The 14,723-nt window shown below is 41.2% G+C and carries 18 protein-coding genes and 1 tRNA gene; 15 read left to right on the top strand and 4 right to left on the bottom strand.

Going from position 1 to position 14,723, the window contains the following annotated elements; all coding sequences use genetic code 11:
• The first annotated feature begins 121 nt into the window (after positions 1–121).
• The 3 genes from PQG45_RS10410 to PQG45_RS10400 are packed head-to-tail and all read left to right on the top strand — an operon-like array spanning position 122 to position 2,273.
• Positions 122–883, top strand: coding sequence for a phosphosulfolactate synthase (locus PQG45_RS10410; protein ID WP_315576814.1), 762 nt, complete (start codon positions 122–124; stop codon positions 881–883).
• Positions 884–886: 3 nt separating this feature from the next.
• On the top strand, positions 887–1,525 hold the full coding sequence (locus tag PQG45_RS10405) for a VTT domain-containing protein (RefSeq protein ID WP_316070829.1): 639 nt from the start codon (positions 887–889) through the stop codon (positions 1,523–1,525).
• A gap of 1 nt (position 1,526) precedes the next feature.
• Positions 1,527–2,273 carry a shikimate dehydrogenase family protein gene (locus PQG45_RS10400; protein ID WP_316070828.1) on the top strand — a complete coding sequence of 249 codons (747 nt, stop codon included), beginning with the start codon at positions 1,527–1,529 and terminating at the stop codon, positions 2,271–2,273.
• On the opposite strand, the gene PQG45_RS10395 is transcribed toward PQG45_RS10400, so the two are convergent.
• Positions 2,274–2,777, bottom strand: coding sequence for a phosphoribosyltransferase family protein (locus PQG45_RS10395; RefSeq protein ID WP_315576820.1), 504 nt, complete (start codon positions 2,775–2,777; stop codon positions 2,274–2,276).
• Positions 2,778–2,875: 98 nt separating this feature from the next.
• On the opposite strand from PQG45_RS10395, the gene PQG45_RS10390 reads away from it, so the two are divergent.
• Both PQG45_RS10390 and ruvX read left to right on the top strand, forming a co-directional pair.
• The gene (locus PQG45_RS10390; RefSeq protein ID WP_315576821.1) at positions 2,876–3,424 is read left to right on the top strand and encodes a YcxB family protein; all 549 of its coding nucleotides are present in this window, start codon (positions 2,876–2,878) and stop codon (positions 3,422–3,424) included.
• Between the two features lies 1 nt (position 3,425).
• Positions 3,426–3,839, top strand: a complete 414-nt coding sequence (ruvX, locus tag PQG45_RS10385; RefSeq protein ID WP_315576823.1) for a Holliday junction resolvase RuvX — start codon at positions 3,426–3,428, stop codon at positions 3,837–3,839.
• 31 nt (positions 3,840–3,870) lie between these two features.
• Here the strand turns inward: ruvX and PQG45_RS10380 are convergent, their stop codons facing one another.
• Complete coding sequence (locus PQG45_RS10380) at positions 3,871–4,698, bottom strand: phytanoyl-CoA dioxygenase family protein (protein ID WP_315576824.1); 828 nt, start codon at positions 4,696–4,698, stop codon at positions 3,871–3,873.
• Positions 4,699–4,890: 192 nt separating this feature from the next.
• Between PQG45_RS10380 and PQG45_RS10375 the strand changes: the two genes are divergently transcribed.
• The 10 genes from PQG45_RS10375 to PQG45_RS10330 all read left to right on the top strand — a co-directional run bounded on the left by PQG45_RS10375 (position 4,891) and on the right by PQG45_RS10330 (position 12,568).
• On the top strand, positions 4,891–5,730 hold the full coding sequence (locus PQG45_RS10375; RefSeq protein ID WP_315576826.1) for a hypothetical protein: 840 nt from the start codon (positions 4,891–4,893) through the stop codon (positions 5,728–5,730).
• A gap of 36 nt (positions 5,731–5,766) precedes the next feature.
• The gene (locus tag PQG45_RS10370; RefSeq protein ID WP_315576828.1) at positions 5,767–6,495 is read left to right on the top strand and encodes a transporter; all 729 of its coding nucleotides are present in this window, start codon (positions 5,767–5,769) and stop codon (positions 6,493–6,495) included.
• Positions 6,496–6,531: 36 nt separating this feature from the next.
• The gene (locus PQG45_RS10365) at positions 6,532–7,935 is read left to right on the top strand and encodes a BatD family protein (RefSeq protein ID WP_315576830.1); all 1,404 of its coding nucleotides are present in this window, start codon (positions 6,532–6,534) and stop codon (positions 7,933–7,935) included.
• A 4-nt stretch (positions 7,936–7,939) separates the two neighbouring features.
• Complete coding sequence (gene aroC / locus PQG45_RS10360; RefSeq protein ID WP_315576832.1) at positions 7,940–9,025, top strand: chorismate synthase; 1,086 nt, start codon at positions 7,940–7,942, stop codon at positions 9,023–9,025.
• The gene (locus PQG45_RS10355; RefSeq protein WP_316070827.1) at positions 9,025–9,465 is read left to right on the top strand and encodes a nucleoside deaminase; all 441 of its coding nucleotides are present in this window, start codon (positions 9,025–9,027) and stop codon (positions 9,463–9,465) included. The genes aroC and PQG45_RS10355 overlap by 1 nt, the downstream gene beginning before the upstream one ends.
• 75 nt (positions 9,466–9,540) lie before the next feature.
• Positions 9,541–10,152, top strand: coding sequence for a superoxide dismutase (locus PQG45_RS10350; RefSeq protein ID WP_315576836.1), 612 nt, complete (start codon positions 9,541–9,543; stop codon positions 10,150–10,152).
• 92 nt (positions 10,153–10,244) lie between these two features.
• A tRNA-His gene (locus PQG45_RS10345) sits at positions 10,245–10,318 on the top strand.
• 54 nt (positions 10,319–10,372) lie between these two features.
• Positions 10,373–10,990, top strand: coding sequence for an NYN domain-containing protein (locus tag PQG45_RS10340; protein WP_315576838.1), 618 nt, complete (start codon positions 10,373–10,375; stop codon positions 10,988–10,990).
• Positions 10,991–11,002: 12 nt separating this feature from the next.
• Positions 11,003–11,641 (top strand): carotenoid biosynthesis protein, encoded by a 639-nt coding sequence (locus tag PQG45_RS10335; RefSeq protein ID WP_315576840.1) that lies wholly within the window; start codon positions 11,003–11,005, stop codon positions 11,639–11,641.
• Between the two features lie 45 nt (positions 11,642–11,686).
• The gene (locus PQG45_RS10330) at positions 11,687–12,568 is read left to right on the top strand and encodes a MerR family transcriptional regulator (RefSeq protein WP_315576842.1); all 882 of its coding nucleotides are present in this window, start codon (positions 11,687–11,689) and stop codon (positions 12,566–12,568) included.
• Here PQG45_RS10330 and PQG45_RS10325 read toward each other — a convergent pair.
• Positions 12,565–13,629, bottom strand: a complete 1,065-nt coding sequence (locus PQG45_RS10325; RefSeq protein ID WP_315576843.1) for a mannose-1-phosphate guanylyltransferase — start codon at positions 13,627–13,629, stop codon at positions 12,565–12,567. The two genes, PQG45_RS10330 and PQG45_RS10325, sit on opposite strands and share 4 nt — an antisense overlap.
• Position 13,630: 1 nt before the next feature.
• Complete coding sequence (locus PQG45_RS10320) at positions 13,631–14,677, bottom strand: DUF3089 domain-containing protein (RefSeq protein WP_315576844.1); 1,047 nt, start codon at positions 14,675–14,677, stop codon at positions 13,631–13,633.
• Positions 14,678–14,723: the final 46 nt, after the last annotated feature.

The following is a 14,723-nucleotide window of genomic DNA, read 5'->3' as shown; positions in this document are numbered from 1 at the left end:
TGATTTTGGGATTTGTTGTTTCTAATTCGAAGAACATAGTGTTTGCCTCAGTCAGATGTTATGCTTATTTTTGTGAGATATTACCCGCTAATAAATAATTTCATAACAAGCTTTTGAACGTATGAATTACAATTTGAATCAAATACCCGACAGAACAACCAAGCCAAGACAAAAAGGTTTGACGATGGTCATGGATAAGGGATTAAGTCTACGTCAAGTAGAAGATTTCTTGGAAATGGGAGCTGGGCATACCGATATTGTAAAATTGGGTTGGGCGACGTCTTATGTTACCCCCAATTTAAAAGAAAAATTAGCCTTGTATAAATCTGCAGGCATTCCTGTTTATTTCGGAGGGACTCTGTTTGAAGCTTTCTATATCCGAGGGCAATTCGATGAATACCGCCGTGTTTTAGACCAGTATGGGATGGAATATGCCGAGGTTTCCGATGGTTCAGTTGAAATGGAATCCGAGGTAAAATGTGAGTTTATTCGCACATTATCTCAGCAAGTAACGGTATTGTCGGAAGTTGGATCAAAAGATGAGGCCAAAATAATTCCTCCATACAAATGGATCAAATTGATGCGAATGGAATTAGAAGCGGGATCTTGGAAGGTTATCGGAGAAGCGCGTGAAGGAGGTAATGTGGGGCTATTTCGTGCTTCAGGCGAAGTACGCCAAGGTTTGGTTGAAGAAATATTGACAGAAATCCCAGAGGAAAAAATCATTTGGGAGGCTCCTCAGAAATCCCAACAAGTTTGGTTTGTGAAATTGGTTGGCGCCAATGTTAACGTAGGAAATATCGCACCTCATGAGGTGATTTCGTTAGAAACAATACGTTTGGGTTTACGTGGTGATACATTTGATCATTTCTTAGATAAATAGCAGATGCTTCAAATCATACTCGATTTACTTAAAGATCCCTTGACATTTTTGAGTGATTTTATTGCGGCAAATGGGTCATTGACTTATGCTTTGTTGTTCGCCATTATTTTTGTCGAGACGGGTTTTGTTATTATGCCTTTGTTGCCCGGAGATTCTTTGCTGTTTTCTGTGGGTTTATTAGCAGCGGCAAGTGGCCAACTGAGTTTAACGACGGTTATTCCATTGATGATTATCGCTGCGCTATTGGGTGATCAATTGAATTATTACATTGGTCGCAACTTCAGTGAATGGGTAAAAAGCCGAGAAAAAATCTTGTTTTTAAAGCGTGAGCATATTGAAAAAACAGAAGCGTTTTATGCGCAATACGGCGCTAAAATGGTTATTTTAGCTCGATTCATCCCGATTGTACGTACCGTTGCCCCTTTTGTTGCAGGCGCGGGCCGGATGTCATATCCTTTATATTTGTTTTTTGGCGTAGTGGGTGCTTGCCTTTGGGTGATAAGCATTACACTCGCGGGTTATTTCTTAGGAGATAACGCTTGGATTAAAGATAATTTCGAGAAAGTCGTTTTGGGAATCGTTGGAGTATCGGTATTGCCCATTATTGTAGGAGTTCTCAAGCAACAATTTTCAAAGAAATAAGATGAATTCCTTGTTCGGATTGATCGGTTATCCCCTGGGACATTCCTTTTCAAAGCGCTATTTTACGGAAAAGTTTGAGCAATTAGACTTACAGGATTCACATGCCTATACGCAATTCGAGATCCCAACGATTGAAGATTTTCCAGCGCTATTAGGTACGGAATCAATCAAAGGTTTTAATGTAACAATCCCTTATAAGAAACAAATCATTCCATTTCTAGATGAAATTGATCCTGCTGCCGCGCGAATTGGTGCCGTGAATACCATTAAGATTTTGCCGGATGGGCGTACGCGTGGGTACAACACGGATTATTTTGGTTTTCAAGGAACTTTAAAGGCCTGGCCTGCTTATCCGCATTTTAAATCACTTAGTGCTTTGGTCTTGGGTCAAGGGGGCGCAGCCAAAGCGGTTATCGCGGCGATTGAGGACTTGGGGATTCCTGTCATTAAAGTATCTCGCCAGGCAGGTGAGGGTGTTGTTGCATACGAAGCATTACCGCAGTTAATGGAATCTGTTGGGCTAATTGTCAATACAACGCCGCTGGGCATGCATCCGAATGAAGCAGCTTGTCCGCCTATTCCTTATGAATTATTGAGAGGCCAACATTACCTCTATGATATTGTCTACAATCCCTTGGAAACAACCTTTCTGAGGAATGGCTTAGCGCATGGTGCTGGCGGAATCCATACAGGTATTGAGATGCTGTATGGGCAAGCGGATAAGGCTTGGGAAATTTGGCAGTCTTAGTTATTTCAAATACACACCTCGTTTCACGTCGTCCGTTACAATGACTTCCACATGTTCTGCAATGGTCGTGGAAAGTTCATAACCTTTGTAATCTGCCGCGATGGGAAATTTGCGATAGTTTCGGTCGATTAAAACAGCAACTTGAAGTTTTTTTACCGGGATACTTAAAAAGGGTGCTAGGCTATAAGAGAAAGTGCGGCCTGTGTTAAGTACATCATCAACGACAATAATGACCTTATTTTCGAATGTTTTAATATCGGCGGAAAACTGAACCGGACTTTCGTAGGGTACCTCTTTGTTCAGTTTAATTTCTACCGGAATCGCGTTAATCGTTGAGATTTCTTTGAGGTGTTTGCTCAACATGTCAGCAAGTGCATACCCTTGTCCATGAACACCTGCCATGATGATTTCTTGTTCTTCAAAATTGTTCTCAAATATTTGAAAAGCAATCCGTCTGATTTTCTGTAGGAGAGCGGGTCCGTCTAAAACTTGTTTTGCCGACATATTCTTTCGCTTATTGTCTAAATTAGCCGACTAAAATTACCCAAAATTATCCAATTTTTGTACCTTTGGCCTTTATTTAGCGTTTAAATTAATTACCTATGGCTAAGAATTACGGAGCACAACAACGTGCCCAAATGCAAGCACCTTCCAATCCTTTAGCAATAAAAACGAAGAAATACGGCTTAGAGAAGAATAAATACATTGCCATGTGCATGCGTCAATTATTCGCTAACCAATGGAAATGGGCGTTTCTACCTTTGGCTTTAGTCGGACTAAATGTCTTTCTTAATCTGTCGGGCACGTATAAAAACTATTGGATCTACATCTTTTTAGCTATCGGTGTGATTGGATATATCTTATTTTGGTTAATCCAATTTACAGGTATCACTCAATTAGCACAATACAAGCAACTATTCGATAAATACCGTTACGAAATCGATAGTCGGCAGATATTCATGAAAATCTCCGACAAAGAAGGTGGTGTGATAAAGTGGGATATGATTTTGTCGGCCTATAAGGATAAAGAAGCCTACGTATTAGAAATGGGTAAATACCAATTCATTTACTTGCCATTAGCGATTTTCAATAATGACAATGATCGTAAGTTGATGGATAAAATTATGCGTGATAAGGGTTTGATTAACTAATATGGGAAGACTGCTAGCCATTGACTTTGGATTAAAGCGTACGGGTTTGGCAGTAACAGATTCCTTGCAGATTATCGCTACGGGATTGGAAACAGTTCCTACGCACACGTTGTTGGACTATTTACAAGCTTATTTTGCCAAAGAGGCGGTCGATCAAGTGATCATCGGAATGCCAAAGAACTTGGATAGTTCAGATACGGATTCTACACATGGTGTCCGCGTACTCATCAAGCATTTTAAAAAGAAGTTTCCGGCCATGCCCATTGTTGAGCATGACGAGCGATTTACTTCGCAAATGGCGATGCAAGCAATGATTTCAGGAGGCATGTCGAAAAAAGATCGAAGGGAAAAAGGAAATGTCGATCGAGTATCGGCGACAATCATTTTGCAATCCTATATGGAGTCGCAAGCATAGAAAAAGGCCATCCAACGGATGGCCTTTTTTATTATTTGGTTACCACCTTGGCAAATCGGTGATAAAAAGGAGTCTTACTCGTGGAAGACTTTGGTTTGTATTTTCCTGTGATAATGGGAACATACATGACACGTCTTCTTGATTTTTCGCCAAAATTCGGAGATACTTCAACGCGGTGCCATAGGCGGCCATCGTGAATCGTTAAGTCTCCACGGTCGATTTCAAAAGCTGCTTCACGTGGATCTGGACGATGATCAATGAATTGTTTTTTACCAAACAGTAATTTTAACATGCTTTGATTCTGGGTGCCTGGTAAAACGCGTAATCCTCCGTTGGAAGAGGGACATTTATCTAGGTGAATCCCTACGTTTAACATCGGTAGAATTTTTTGTCCTAAGAACAAATCACGCGGGGAGTCTGTATGCCAACCCATTTGAGTGAACTTGGAATTGGGTTGGTTGATATAATGGTTGAATACTAAACCGTCTTTTTCGTCGGAACCCATTCTTCCTTCATAAGGTTCAAGGAATTCCAATAACAATTCGAATCGTGGATCTTTTAGGAATTCAGCTAAAACGTCACTGTGCTTATTCGTAAAACACATCCGTTGAATCATGTCTTTCCCTTCTGGATCTTTGCCAAATTTTAAAGGGATTCCGTTGATTTTTTCGACGCCCTCAGCTAACCAATTAGCCTCAATTTTTCCTAGCTCAGCAATGAATAGTTCAGCAGTTTCGTTTGAAATGAAGTTTTTGAATTGTATAACACCATACTTCTGGAAGTATTGTTTTTGTTCCTCCGTCAAGGCTTCGCCGAGGGTGAAGGTTTTATATTCAAATTTAGGTGTTGTTTTTTTCATGTTGATCAAGGCCTTTCAGGCTTATGTTTCAAGATTGTTCCTAGCTACTTTTAGGCAATAATTGGACATGCAATTTACGCCAATGTTCTTGAAATATTTTCAATTGCTTTTAAAATTCTGACTAAAATCAGCATTTTATCAGTTTTATCCCTGGAATTATTTGCAATTTTGTCTTTTCAAATTTCACCTCGAATGGCTAAGTTTTATTACGTTTTTTTACTTTGTTTCCCGTTTCTATTACAAGCCCAACATGAAGGGCGTAAAGGTTCTTATAATGTCACTTGGGGATATAATCGGTCTAATTATGCCAATTCCGATATTCACTTTGCAGGCAATGGTTATGATTTTACGTTAGCAAACGTTGAGGCTGCTGATGCGCCTACGCCCTTTGACGGTTTTACCACCTATTTTAACCCGAATTTGTTTTCTGTTCCACAGTTTAATCTGCATGTGGGCTATTTCATTCAGGATAATTTATCCATTAGCCTAGGCTGGGATCACATGAAATATGTGATGGTACCTGATCAGGCTTCACACATTAGCGGGACAATCGGTGCGCAGGTATCTAATCCTGCATATACGATCAATCCCACCTATGTAGGGACCTATTCGAATACCCCCTTTACCATTGCTTCAAAGGATTTTTTACGTTTTGAACATACGGATGGATTTAATTATGCTTCTGTGGAATTAGAGCATTATACGTCCTTATGGAAACCAAGTGTAGGGAAATTGGAATTGGAGTGGATGAATGGTGTTGGTTTGGGGGCTGTGGTTCCACGTTCCGATGTGCGATTGTTTACCTTGGGTCGTAATAATTTCTGGAATTTAGCAGGGGCTGGGGCATCTATTAAAACAGGTTTGCGCTTGAATTTGACCAAGCTATTATTCTTTGAAACAACGGTGAAAGGAGGTTACACGACGCTTTGGGATATTCGCACCACAGGTCAAACAGGCGACTCCGCCGATCAAAGTATATGGTTTGGGGAGGTCTATGGCGCGCTCGGCTTTTCTTTTGGGCGCAAAAAATAAATTTTAGATTAGTCTAAAAATTTATATCTTCGTGGCATGCGCTACGGAGTTATCTTTTTTTTGTTTTTGGGCCATGTGCTTTGGGCCCAACAAAGCGGTCGAATTGAGACAGATCGTCCCGATCAAACGGAATGTCCTTTTATTGTCAAGAAAGGCTATTTTCAAGCGGAAATCGGCTTTAATCGCGCTAGCGAAGCGGGTCAAGTTCATTATTTATTGCCAACAAGCCTATTGAAAGTAGGTGTTCATCCATTAGTAGAATTACGCTACACCGTGCTGCATGAGCCAGGAAGTGGAATTTCGAATGAATCATTCGGATTTAAGGCACACTTATTCAAAGAGAAAGGGTTTATCCCACGTTCAGCACTTATCGTCCAATACCACGTCAATCAGGATCATCGAGATCAAAGTGAGTTAAATTCGATTCCACACTCGATTGGGGAAACTATATTAACCTTTCAGAATAGCTTAGGTGGACCTTGGGGAATTGGATATAATTTGGGCGCTGAATATCATTCGGATGGGGCTGTGGAGGGAATTTACCGAATTGCTCCCAATGTTAACCTCGGTAAACGAGGTTATGCCTATGCTGAGATTTTTGGTCGTTTCCCTCAATCACAATTTACGGACCATTGGATTGATGGGGGCTTAGCCTATTATGTTTCTGATCACATCAAAGCTGACGTATCCGCTGGGAAGAGTCTTCGTACAAGTGATTCATGGTATGTCGCACTGGGTATTTCTTTCCGTATGCGTCTTTGGTGATTGTGCTTGAATACGATAATTGTGTAAATTGCGGGGATGCGGTATATTTTGTGCTTTTTGCTGGTTATGTACATGGGGCTATTCCTGCCTTCCGCGGAAGCGTTTTGCCAAGCAAAAGAAAATATTAGCGTTCAAATAGGCGCAAAATCTATTTCTACAACGGATCAATTCAGTATTCAGTTTTCCGTTACTGCCACAGAGCAATTGCCTACTTATCGTTTTCCTGAAATCAATGGATTTAGGAAATTGGGGGTCAGTAGGAGTAAAGCCTCTAATTTTGAGAATGAGCAAGTTGAGCAGACATTAACATTTACGCAATATTATCAAGCAAACGGACCTGGAAATGTATTGGTGCCTTTGTTGGAATTAGAAGTCAATAAACAGGTTTTTAAGATCGAGCCATTTGTCATCGTAGTTGTTCCGGGAATTGAGAAGCAAGATGATGTCTCAAGTGAAATTCAGGTTCCTAATACTGTTGATCTAGCGAATAATAAACCCTTTTTTCTCGTACGATCAACGATCGATCGTCCGTACGTTGGCCAATCGTTTACATTGACCATGTCATTGTATGTGCCCTCGAATAATACGATGGAGTTGAGTTTCGATCGGAATGATATTCAAATACCGGCCCTGATTCAGCAAATCAGGCCGCATAATTGTTGGGAAGAAAACTTCAATTTACAAGTAGAACGTGTATTGAAGGTGACTTTTGGAGGTAAAAAGTATACGGAATATCGGTTTTTTCAAGCAACCTATTTTCCTTTGGATATGCATGTTATTCAAATTCCATCTGTTCAATTGCGTGTATTGCAAAAGGTAAAATCCACAGAGAAAAGACCTGTTTTCCTGAAATCAGCAGCTTTTTCTATTCATCCGAAAGCTATGCCTAAGCACGTTCTTTCCGGTAGGGTTCCTGTGGGACGCTATACCTTGGTAGAGGAGATAGATAAAAATGTGGCTAAAACAGGTGATCCCATTACGTATCGCGCTAAGGTCTTAGGCGATGGGAATAGTATTCTATGGGATACTAAGGCGGTCGCATCGGATTATTTTTTAAGTTTTAATCTTTTATCAACGGAGCGTGTTGTATTTCCTTACCGCGATCAAATGTTCGGGAATAAATCGGACATTGTTCGTATAATTCCGGAGCAAGCCGGTACTTTTGCATTGGCCAATTATTTTAATTGGATCTATTTCAATGTTGATAAGGCGCGTTTTGATACCTTGCGTTCAAAATTGGTTTTGACTGTCAAAGGCCAACCGCGTGATCGGAAATTAGATACCTCGTTAGAAAAAGGAGGTATTTATGAGTCGATCGAGCAACAAGACAGTTTAGAAGTACAATGGAATCGCTGGGTCAACTGGCGACAATTGGTTAATTTTGTATTGATTATCATGTTTGGATTCATTGTCTTCCTTTTTTGGAGGGCGTCAAAATAGTAATATGGGGAGTATATACGGTAAAATTTTTCAGATAAGTACCTTCGGCGAGTCACATGGTGCGGCTGTGGGTGTCGTGATTCAGGGTTGCCCAGCAGGCATTAATTTTGACTTGGAATTTATTCAAGCAGAATTAGATCGACGCAAACCCGGTCAATCGCGTATTACGACACAGCGTAAAGAGGCTGATTCCGTTGAAGTAGTTTCTGGGGTTTTTGAAGGTAAGACTACGGGTACTCCTATTGCCATGTTGGTATGGAATGGAGATCAGCGTTCGAAAGATTACACGCATATCGCAGATCAATTCCGCCCTTCGCATGCGGATTATACCTATTTTGCGAAATACGGATTGCGGGATTACCGCGGTGGCGGACGTTCGTCGGCACGTGAGACTGTCGCTCGTGTTGCGGCAGGAGCATTGGCGAAATTAGTATTAAATCAACTGGGGGTAAAAATCACTGCTTATGTATCGCAGGTGGGGACATTGAAATTAGAAACCCCAGTCGAGCAATTGGATTTGAGTTTAACGGAATCCAATGCTGTTCGTTGCCCTGACCCAGTCTTAGCTGAAAAGATGTTCACTTACATTGATGGTATCCGGAAAGAGGGTGATTCGGTTGGGGGTGTTGTTTCCGCTTATATTACTGGTTGTCCAGTAGGATTAGGAGAGCCTGTTTTTGATAAATTGCATGCTGAATTAGGCAAGGCGATGTTGAGTATCAATGCCGTGAAAGGCTTTGAGTACGGAAGTGGTTTTGACGGGGTTGCTTTACGTGGTTCCCAACATAATGATTTGTTTGAAAAACGTCCTGATGGAACTTTAAAAACGTTGACAAATCATTCAGGTGGTATTCAAGGGGGTATTTCGAATGGAGAACCCATTTACTTCCGCGTTGGATTTAAACCTGTTGCTACCATCATGCAAGATCAAATAAGCTTGAATGAAAAGGGCGAGGAGATTACGGTTTCAGGCAAAGGCCGACATGATCCCTGTGTTGTACCTCGTGCAGTGCCCATTGTAGAAGCGATGGCTGCCATCGTTCTGTTGGATTTTTATTTGCGTAATCGCGTGATTCAAATGCCTGCCTAATGGTCTTGAATGAAGATGCATATTACATGGGATTGGCGCTCCGACAAGCTGAACAGGCGTTAGAGGAGGATGAAATCCCCGTAGGGGCAGTTGTCGTTTGTCAAGGCAAAATTGTTGCGAAGGCATTTAATCAAACTGAAATATTGACCGATGTAACGGCACATGCCGAAATGCTTGCCATTACTTCAGCTGCGCAGACAATCGGGGGGAAATATTTAAAGGATTGTACATTATATGTAACGCTTGAGCCTTGTTTGATGTGCGCGGGGGCATTATATTGGTCGCAATTGGGCCGACTGGTATTTGGGGCTTTGGAAGAAAAACGAGGTTTTCGTGCGTTGGGTTCAACTGTTTTGCATCCCAAAACAGAAATTATTGGGGGGATTTTAGCCGAAGAATCGGAGGCATTATTAAAAGAATTTTTTTCACGTAAACGATAGGGAAAGCGAACAAAATTGTCGCAATTCGTGTTTACTAAAATCAATAGGTAATTCACAATTTTAATTTTAATAGATATGGCTTTTGAATTAGCACCTTTACCTTATGCGAATAACGCATTAGAACCGCATTTCGATGCATTGACGATGGAGATTCACCATGATCGTCACCACAATGCCTATGTGACGAATTTGAACGCAGCTGTTGCTGGAACGGAATTAGAAGGAAAGTCTTTGGAAGAATTGTTTACAACGATTTCAACCCTATCTCCGGCGGTTCGTAATAATGGTGGTGGTCACTTTAACCACGATTTGTTTTGGAATATCTTATCGCCAAACGGTGGTGGGGCTCCCGTAGGAACGTTAGCAAAAGCAATCGATTCGAAATTCGGTTCATTTGATGCATTCAAAGAAGAGTTTAAAAAAGCAGGTTTAACGCGTTTCGGTTCAGGCTGGGCGTGGTTAGTTTCTCAAAAAGATGGCTCTGTAGCCGTTTCTTCTACACCAAATCAAGATAACCCATTAATGGATGTCGCGGATGTAAAAGGATTTCCTGTCATCGGATTAGATGTTTGGGAACATGCGTATTACTTAAAATTCCAAAACAAGCGCCCGGATTACATCGATGCATTCTGGAGTGTGATCGATTGGAACAAGGCTGAGGCGCGTTACGTAGCAGCTCAGAAATAATTTATTGCGGGGGATTTGAAAAAAATCTCCCGCTTTTTTTATCCTAAGGTTTGCATTATTGCAAGCTTTCCGTATTTTTGCAGTCCTAAATGGCGGTTGTAGCTCAGTTGGTTAGAGTAGGCGTTTGTGGTGCGCTTGGTCGTGGGTTCGAGTCCCATCATCCGCCCGTTTCATTTGAAAAGTCCTGGTATAATGCCAGGACTTTTTTTTATTTTTGGGCATGAACGAATCCAAGCAGCGCGTAATTGCTTACATCGATGGCTCTAATTTATATTTTGGCATGGTCGATGCCGGCCTGAAGTATTGTAAATGGTTAGATGTTAAGAAGCTGATGGAAGGTTTTCTAGATTCTGGTCAATCCTTGGTCGCTGTAAAATTCTTTACGTCTCGTTTAACCCATGATGTGGCGAAAGAAGCACGCCAAGCAACGTATTTGGATGCGCTTGAATTATCCGGGGTTGATTTGATTTTTGGATCTTACCATAGTAAAACCATTGAATGTTATCAATGTAATCACAAATGGGTGACGCCTACGGAGAAAATGACGGATGTCAATTTGGCGACGCATCTACTCATGGATGCGCATTTGGATGCTTATGATGTCGCATTTGTGGTTTCCGGCGATACGGATTTTACTCCTTGTGTTGAAGCTGTCAATGAAAGTTTTGCTTCAAAATCGGTGGTTATGTTGTTTCCTCCACTGCGCGAAAACGAAACATTAGAGGAGGAGGCGCGTTCAAGTCAATTGATTACCAAAGAAAAATTAATCGAGTGTCAATTTCCCATGAAGCTAGTGGGAAAGGATGGCATCGAGTTACAAAAACCCGCGGGTTGGTAAATAAAATATTATATGAATCCACAATTTTTAAAACGTTTTTTGATTGTCGTCTATGCTGCAGGATTATTAGGTATGCATATTCCTGAAACGGCGCAGCTATTTACCTCTTTGGTACCCTTGACGCTTTGGTTTACGGCCTTTATCTGTGTGGTTTATTATCCCAATCCCAATAAAAACGCCTATATCATGTTATTTGCCTTGGCATTTGCTGGTTGGATGCTGGAAGTTGTGGGCGTGAAAACGGGCCAAATATTTGGTTCTTATGCGTATGGAAAGACGCTTGGATTTCAAGTGATGAATGTTCCGATTACCATCGGGCTAAATTGGGTTATTTTAGTCATCGCAACGAATGCCGTTGTCGCAGAATGGAATATAGAAGGGCGTATTGGAAAGGCAGCCATAGGTGCAGGATTGATGACGGCCTTGGATTTATTAATTGAACCCGTTGCCATGCATTATGATTTCTGGCAATGGGCAGGGAATACGGTACCCGTGCAGAATTTCGGTGCCTGGTGGTTAGCTAGTTTCTTTTTTCATTGGGTGTACAACACGGCGGGTTTATCTACGAAATCGAGTTTATTTCGACTCATCGCTGTCTTGCAATTTTGTTTCTTTTTGGGACATTGGATTTTATTGCAAATCTTTTCTTAAACATTTTACCATTAGATTCGTTAGCCTACTATACAGATTCGTGGAATGGCCATATATTCAATTAAAGATTTAGAGAATTTAAGCGGAATCAAAGCGCATACCTTGCGCATTTGGGAACAACGCTATGGCATTTTGACACCGAGTCGGACGGAAACGAACATCAGAACCTACACCGACGAGGAGTTAAAGCGTGTTCTCAATATTGCTTTACTTCAAGATAAAGGCGGATTTAAGATATCAGCCATTGCGAATATGTCGGAGGCCGAAATGGCATCGCACATTTTACATTTGTCCGAAAGTCAATTCGATTTTCCCGAACAAATTCAAGCATTGACCTTGGCTATGTTGGATTTGGATGAAGCCAAATTTCAATTATTAACCAAAAATATGATTAATGCGCATGGCTTCGAGAGCTATATGTTGCATGTGATTTATCCTTTTATGCGCCGACTAGGCGGATTATGGTTATCAGGTTCCGTGGGACCCGCACAGGAACATTTCATCAGTCATCTGATTCGTCAAAAACTGATTGCCAACATTGATTCACAAGATTTAAGTTTAAAGCCAGACTCGAAGAAATTCCTTTTGTATTTGCCGGAAGGCGAATTGCATGAAATTGGACTTTTATTTGCGAATTATGTGTTTCGTGCCCGTAAACATTCGGTGGTGTATTTAGGCCAATCTCTGCCCTATGAGGAATTGCAGTTGGCTTACGAAATTCATCAACCCGATTATATTTTTAGCGTATTTACTTCTGAACCCAATGCGGAGCTAATCGATGATTATCTAGTTCAGATGGCACAGGATTTTCCCAAATCTCAGGTCTTGTTAACAGGCTATCAAATATTACAACCGGATCGTAAAGTTCCTGCTAATATTAAATTGCTCTCGGATTTTCAAGCCATGATTGATTTGGCGAATGCCTAAGAGTATTTAGGGTTCAAATAGGTAGCAGCCTCCACAAACTTTTTCACCTCTTGTTCTTGATCTTGCGGACAAATCATTAAGGCATTTTCATGTTCTGCAACAATGAAGTTCTGTAATCCTTGAACGACAACTAATTTCTCGCTTGGGGTTTTGATGATGCAATTTTGAGTATCATAGATCATCACGTTGCCGTCAATCACATTGCCGTTAGAATCCTTGTCATGAATTTCATAGAGTGATTTCCATGTTCCTAGATCGGACCAGCCAATATCGGCAAGGATTACTTTAACAATCTGCGCTTTCTCCATGATGCCATTGTCAATGGATACACTTTTACAAACCGCATAGACTTTGCGGATAAAATCTTGTTCCTCGCTAGTGAAATAGAACTCTTCTCCTTCCTCAAATTGTTCAGCCAGGCGTGAAAGATGCTTTTCCAATTCCTTTTTAAATACAGGAATTTTAAAGACAAATAAGCCCGCATTCCAAACATAATCACCACTTTCTAAAAAGGCTTCAGCTAGTTCAAGGTGAGGTTTTTCAGTAAACGTTTTGACTGTTTTGGCTGTTGTTTCTCCGGGTTGGAATTGAATGTACCCATAGCCTGTATCTGGTCGAGTAGGAAGAATCCCCAAGGTTACCAATACATCCTCTTTTGCTGTTTCAATAGCGGCTCTAACATGATTTTGAAAAGCAATTTCTTTAATAATCACATGGTCCGCGGGTGCTACAATCAGTGTGGCGTTAGGATTCTTTTTCCCAATCTTATAGGCTGCATAAGCAATACAGGGTGCCGTATTTTTCCGTTGGGGTTCTTGTAGTATTTGCTCTTCCGTCAAATAGGGTAGCTGTTCCTTGACAATACCGGCAAATTCTTCGCTGGTTACTACATATATATTCTCTTGTGGAATTATTCCTTCAAATCTTTCGGCTGTTTGTTGAAGCATCGTTTTACCTACGCCCAGCACATCGTGAAATTGCTTGGGATTTGCACTCCGACTAATTGGCCAAAAACGTGTGCCAATGCCGCCAGCCATAATGATGAGGTATGTATTTTGCATATTATTTTGTTGCTTTTAAGTAAGCCGAAACCCGATTGCTAGCATTATTTCGGATGGGTGCGTAAAATAAATTCAAATCGGCTTGATGCCAATTCTTGATTCGTACAAATGATCTACCGAATACATAGGGCGTATTGATCCAAAGGATGCCCTGATGATTTTGTGCGTCAGCAAAGTTTTTAACCCACTTGAACCCATAGGATACGCCACCATCATTAAGTTTCTTCGAAGCAAAGTTTTCATCGAGCGTCCAAGTTAATGGATTTGTTGAGACAAGCTCAGTCGGTTTACCCGGATGCCACGGTGGCAAATAGCCTTGTTGGAACGTCGTCCACGCAACAAAGCAGCCCGTTTGATCCGCATTTTGACATGGGCTAATTTGTTTAAAGGTATTTTTGGGTGTGGCAATACCAATTAAATAGGCTGCAATAAATTGTTTTTGTAGGTCCTTGCCATCGATAAGCTCTTGGATCAGTTTTGTCGCATGTACAGTTCCTTGGCTATGAGAAGCAATGATAAATGGCCTTCCTTGGTTATAATGGCTCAGGTAATATTCGAAGGCTTTTTTAACATCCGAGTAGGCTATTTGAAGCGCCGCATCTTTATCCGCCTTGTTCGGCGTGACAAAAGCAAAATAATGAGCTTGCCGGTAGCGCGGAGCAAATACCCTTCCTGCAGAGTTAAAAATAGAAGCCTGGTTCAAGATTGTAGATGAGTCAACTTTATGATTGAGGTATTGGTCCTGCACGTTGGCATTCCACTGATATGCTGTCGTGGGAGCGTAGGTATAGATCGTGGGGTGAACAAAAAATACATCGGCTACGGCCTGTTGTTGTTCATCTTTTAGCGGGGAATTAGTAGGAATTGCATCAGCAGCGTCCTTCCGCTCGGGTAAGGCAGCCCAATTTTCAGATGCGTTATAGTCAATTTCAGCAGGCACAGGGCTTTCTTTCCATGCAATGGATAATCGAGCGGGCTCTTGAGTTTTGCAAGCTGCTGTAATACAGAGTATTAGGAGGGTTTTTAAAAAAATACGTGTTTGCTGCATGAGTCAAATAATTGATCAAAGCTACTAAGAATTATGTCGTTACGGA

It is taken from the genome of Aquirufa regiilacus, from assembly GCF_032470275.1.
Taxonomy (GTDB): Bacteria; Bacteroidota; Bacteroidia; order Cytophagales; family Spirosomataceae; genus Aquirufa; species Aquirufa regiilacus.
This window is presented reverse-complemented; position numbering and strand designations above follow the sequence as displayed.

Coding starts and splice junctions, on each gene's coding strand:
- PQG45_RS10410 (WP_315576814.1), top strand. CDS start 122: ATGAATTACAATTTGAATCAAATACCCGACAGAACAACCAAGCCAAGA.
- PQG45_RS10405 (WP_316070829.1), top strand. CDS start 887: ATGCTTCAAATCATACTCGATTTACTTAAAGATCCCTTGACATTTTTG.
- PQG45_RS10400 (WP_316070828.1), top strand. CDS start 1,527: ATGAATTCCTTGTTCGGATTGATCGGTTATCCCCTGGGACATTCCTTT.
- PQG45_RS10395 (WP_315576820.1), bottom strand. CDS start 2,777: ATGTCGGCAAAACAAGTTTTAGACGGACCCGCTCTCCTACAGAAAATC.
- PQG45_RS10390 (WP_315576821.1), top strand. CDS start 2,876: ATGGCTAAGAATTACGGAGCACAACAACGTGCCCAAATGCAAGCACCT.
- ruvX (WP_315576823.1), top strand. CDS start 3,426: ATGGGAAGACTGCTAGCCATTGACTTTGGATTAAAGCGTACGGGTTTG.
- PQG45_RS10380 (WP_315576824.1), bottom strand. CDS start 4,698: ATGAAAAAAACAACACCTAAATTTGAATATAAAACCTTCACCCTCGGC.
- PQG45_RS10375 (WP_315576826.1), top strand. CDS start 4,891: ATGGCTAAGTTTTATTACGTTTTTTTACTTTGTTTCCCGTTTCTATTA.
- PQG45_RS10370 (WP_315576828.1), top strand. CDS start 5,767: ATGCGCTACGGAGTTATCTTTTTTTTGTTTTTGGGCCATGTGCTTTGG.
- PQG45_RS10365 (WP_315576830.1), top strand. CDS start 6,532: ATGCGGTATATTTTGTGCTTTTTGCTGGTTATGTACATGGGGCTATTC.
- aroC (WP_315576832.1), top strand. CDS start 7,940: ATGGGGAGTATATACGGTAAAATTTTTCAGATAAGTACCTTCGGCGAG.
- PQG45_RS10355 (WP_316070827.1), top strand. CDS start 9,025: ATGGTCTTGAATGAAGATGCATATTACATGGGATTGGCGCTCCGACAA.
- PQG45_RS10350 (WP_315576836.1), top strand. CDS start 9,541: ATGGCTTTTGAATTAGCACCTTTACCTTATGCGAATAACGCATTAGAA.
- PQG45_RS10340 (WP_315576838.1), top strand. CDS start 10,373: ATGAACGAATCCAAGCAGCGCGTAATTGCTTACATCGATGGCTCTAAT.
- PQG45_RS10335 (WP_315576840.1), top strand. CDS start 11,003: ATGAATCCACAATTTTTAAAACGTTTTTTGATTGTCGTCTATGCTGCA.
- PQG45_RS10330 (WP_315576842.1), top strand. CDS start 11,687: ATGGCCATATATTCAATTAAAGATTTAGAGAATTTAAGCGGAATCAAA.
- PQG45_RS10325 (WP_315576843.1), bottom strand. CDS start 13,629: ATGCAAAATACATACCTCATCATTATGGCTGGCGGCATTGGCACACGT.
- PQG45_RS10320 (WP_315576844.1), bottom strand. CDS start 14,677: ATGCAGCAAACACGTATTTTTTTAAAAACCCTCCTAATACTCTGTATT.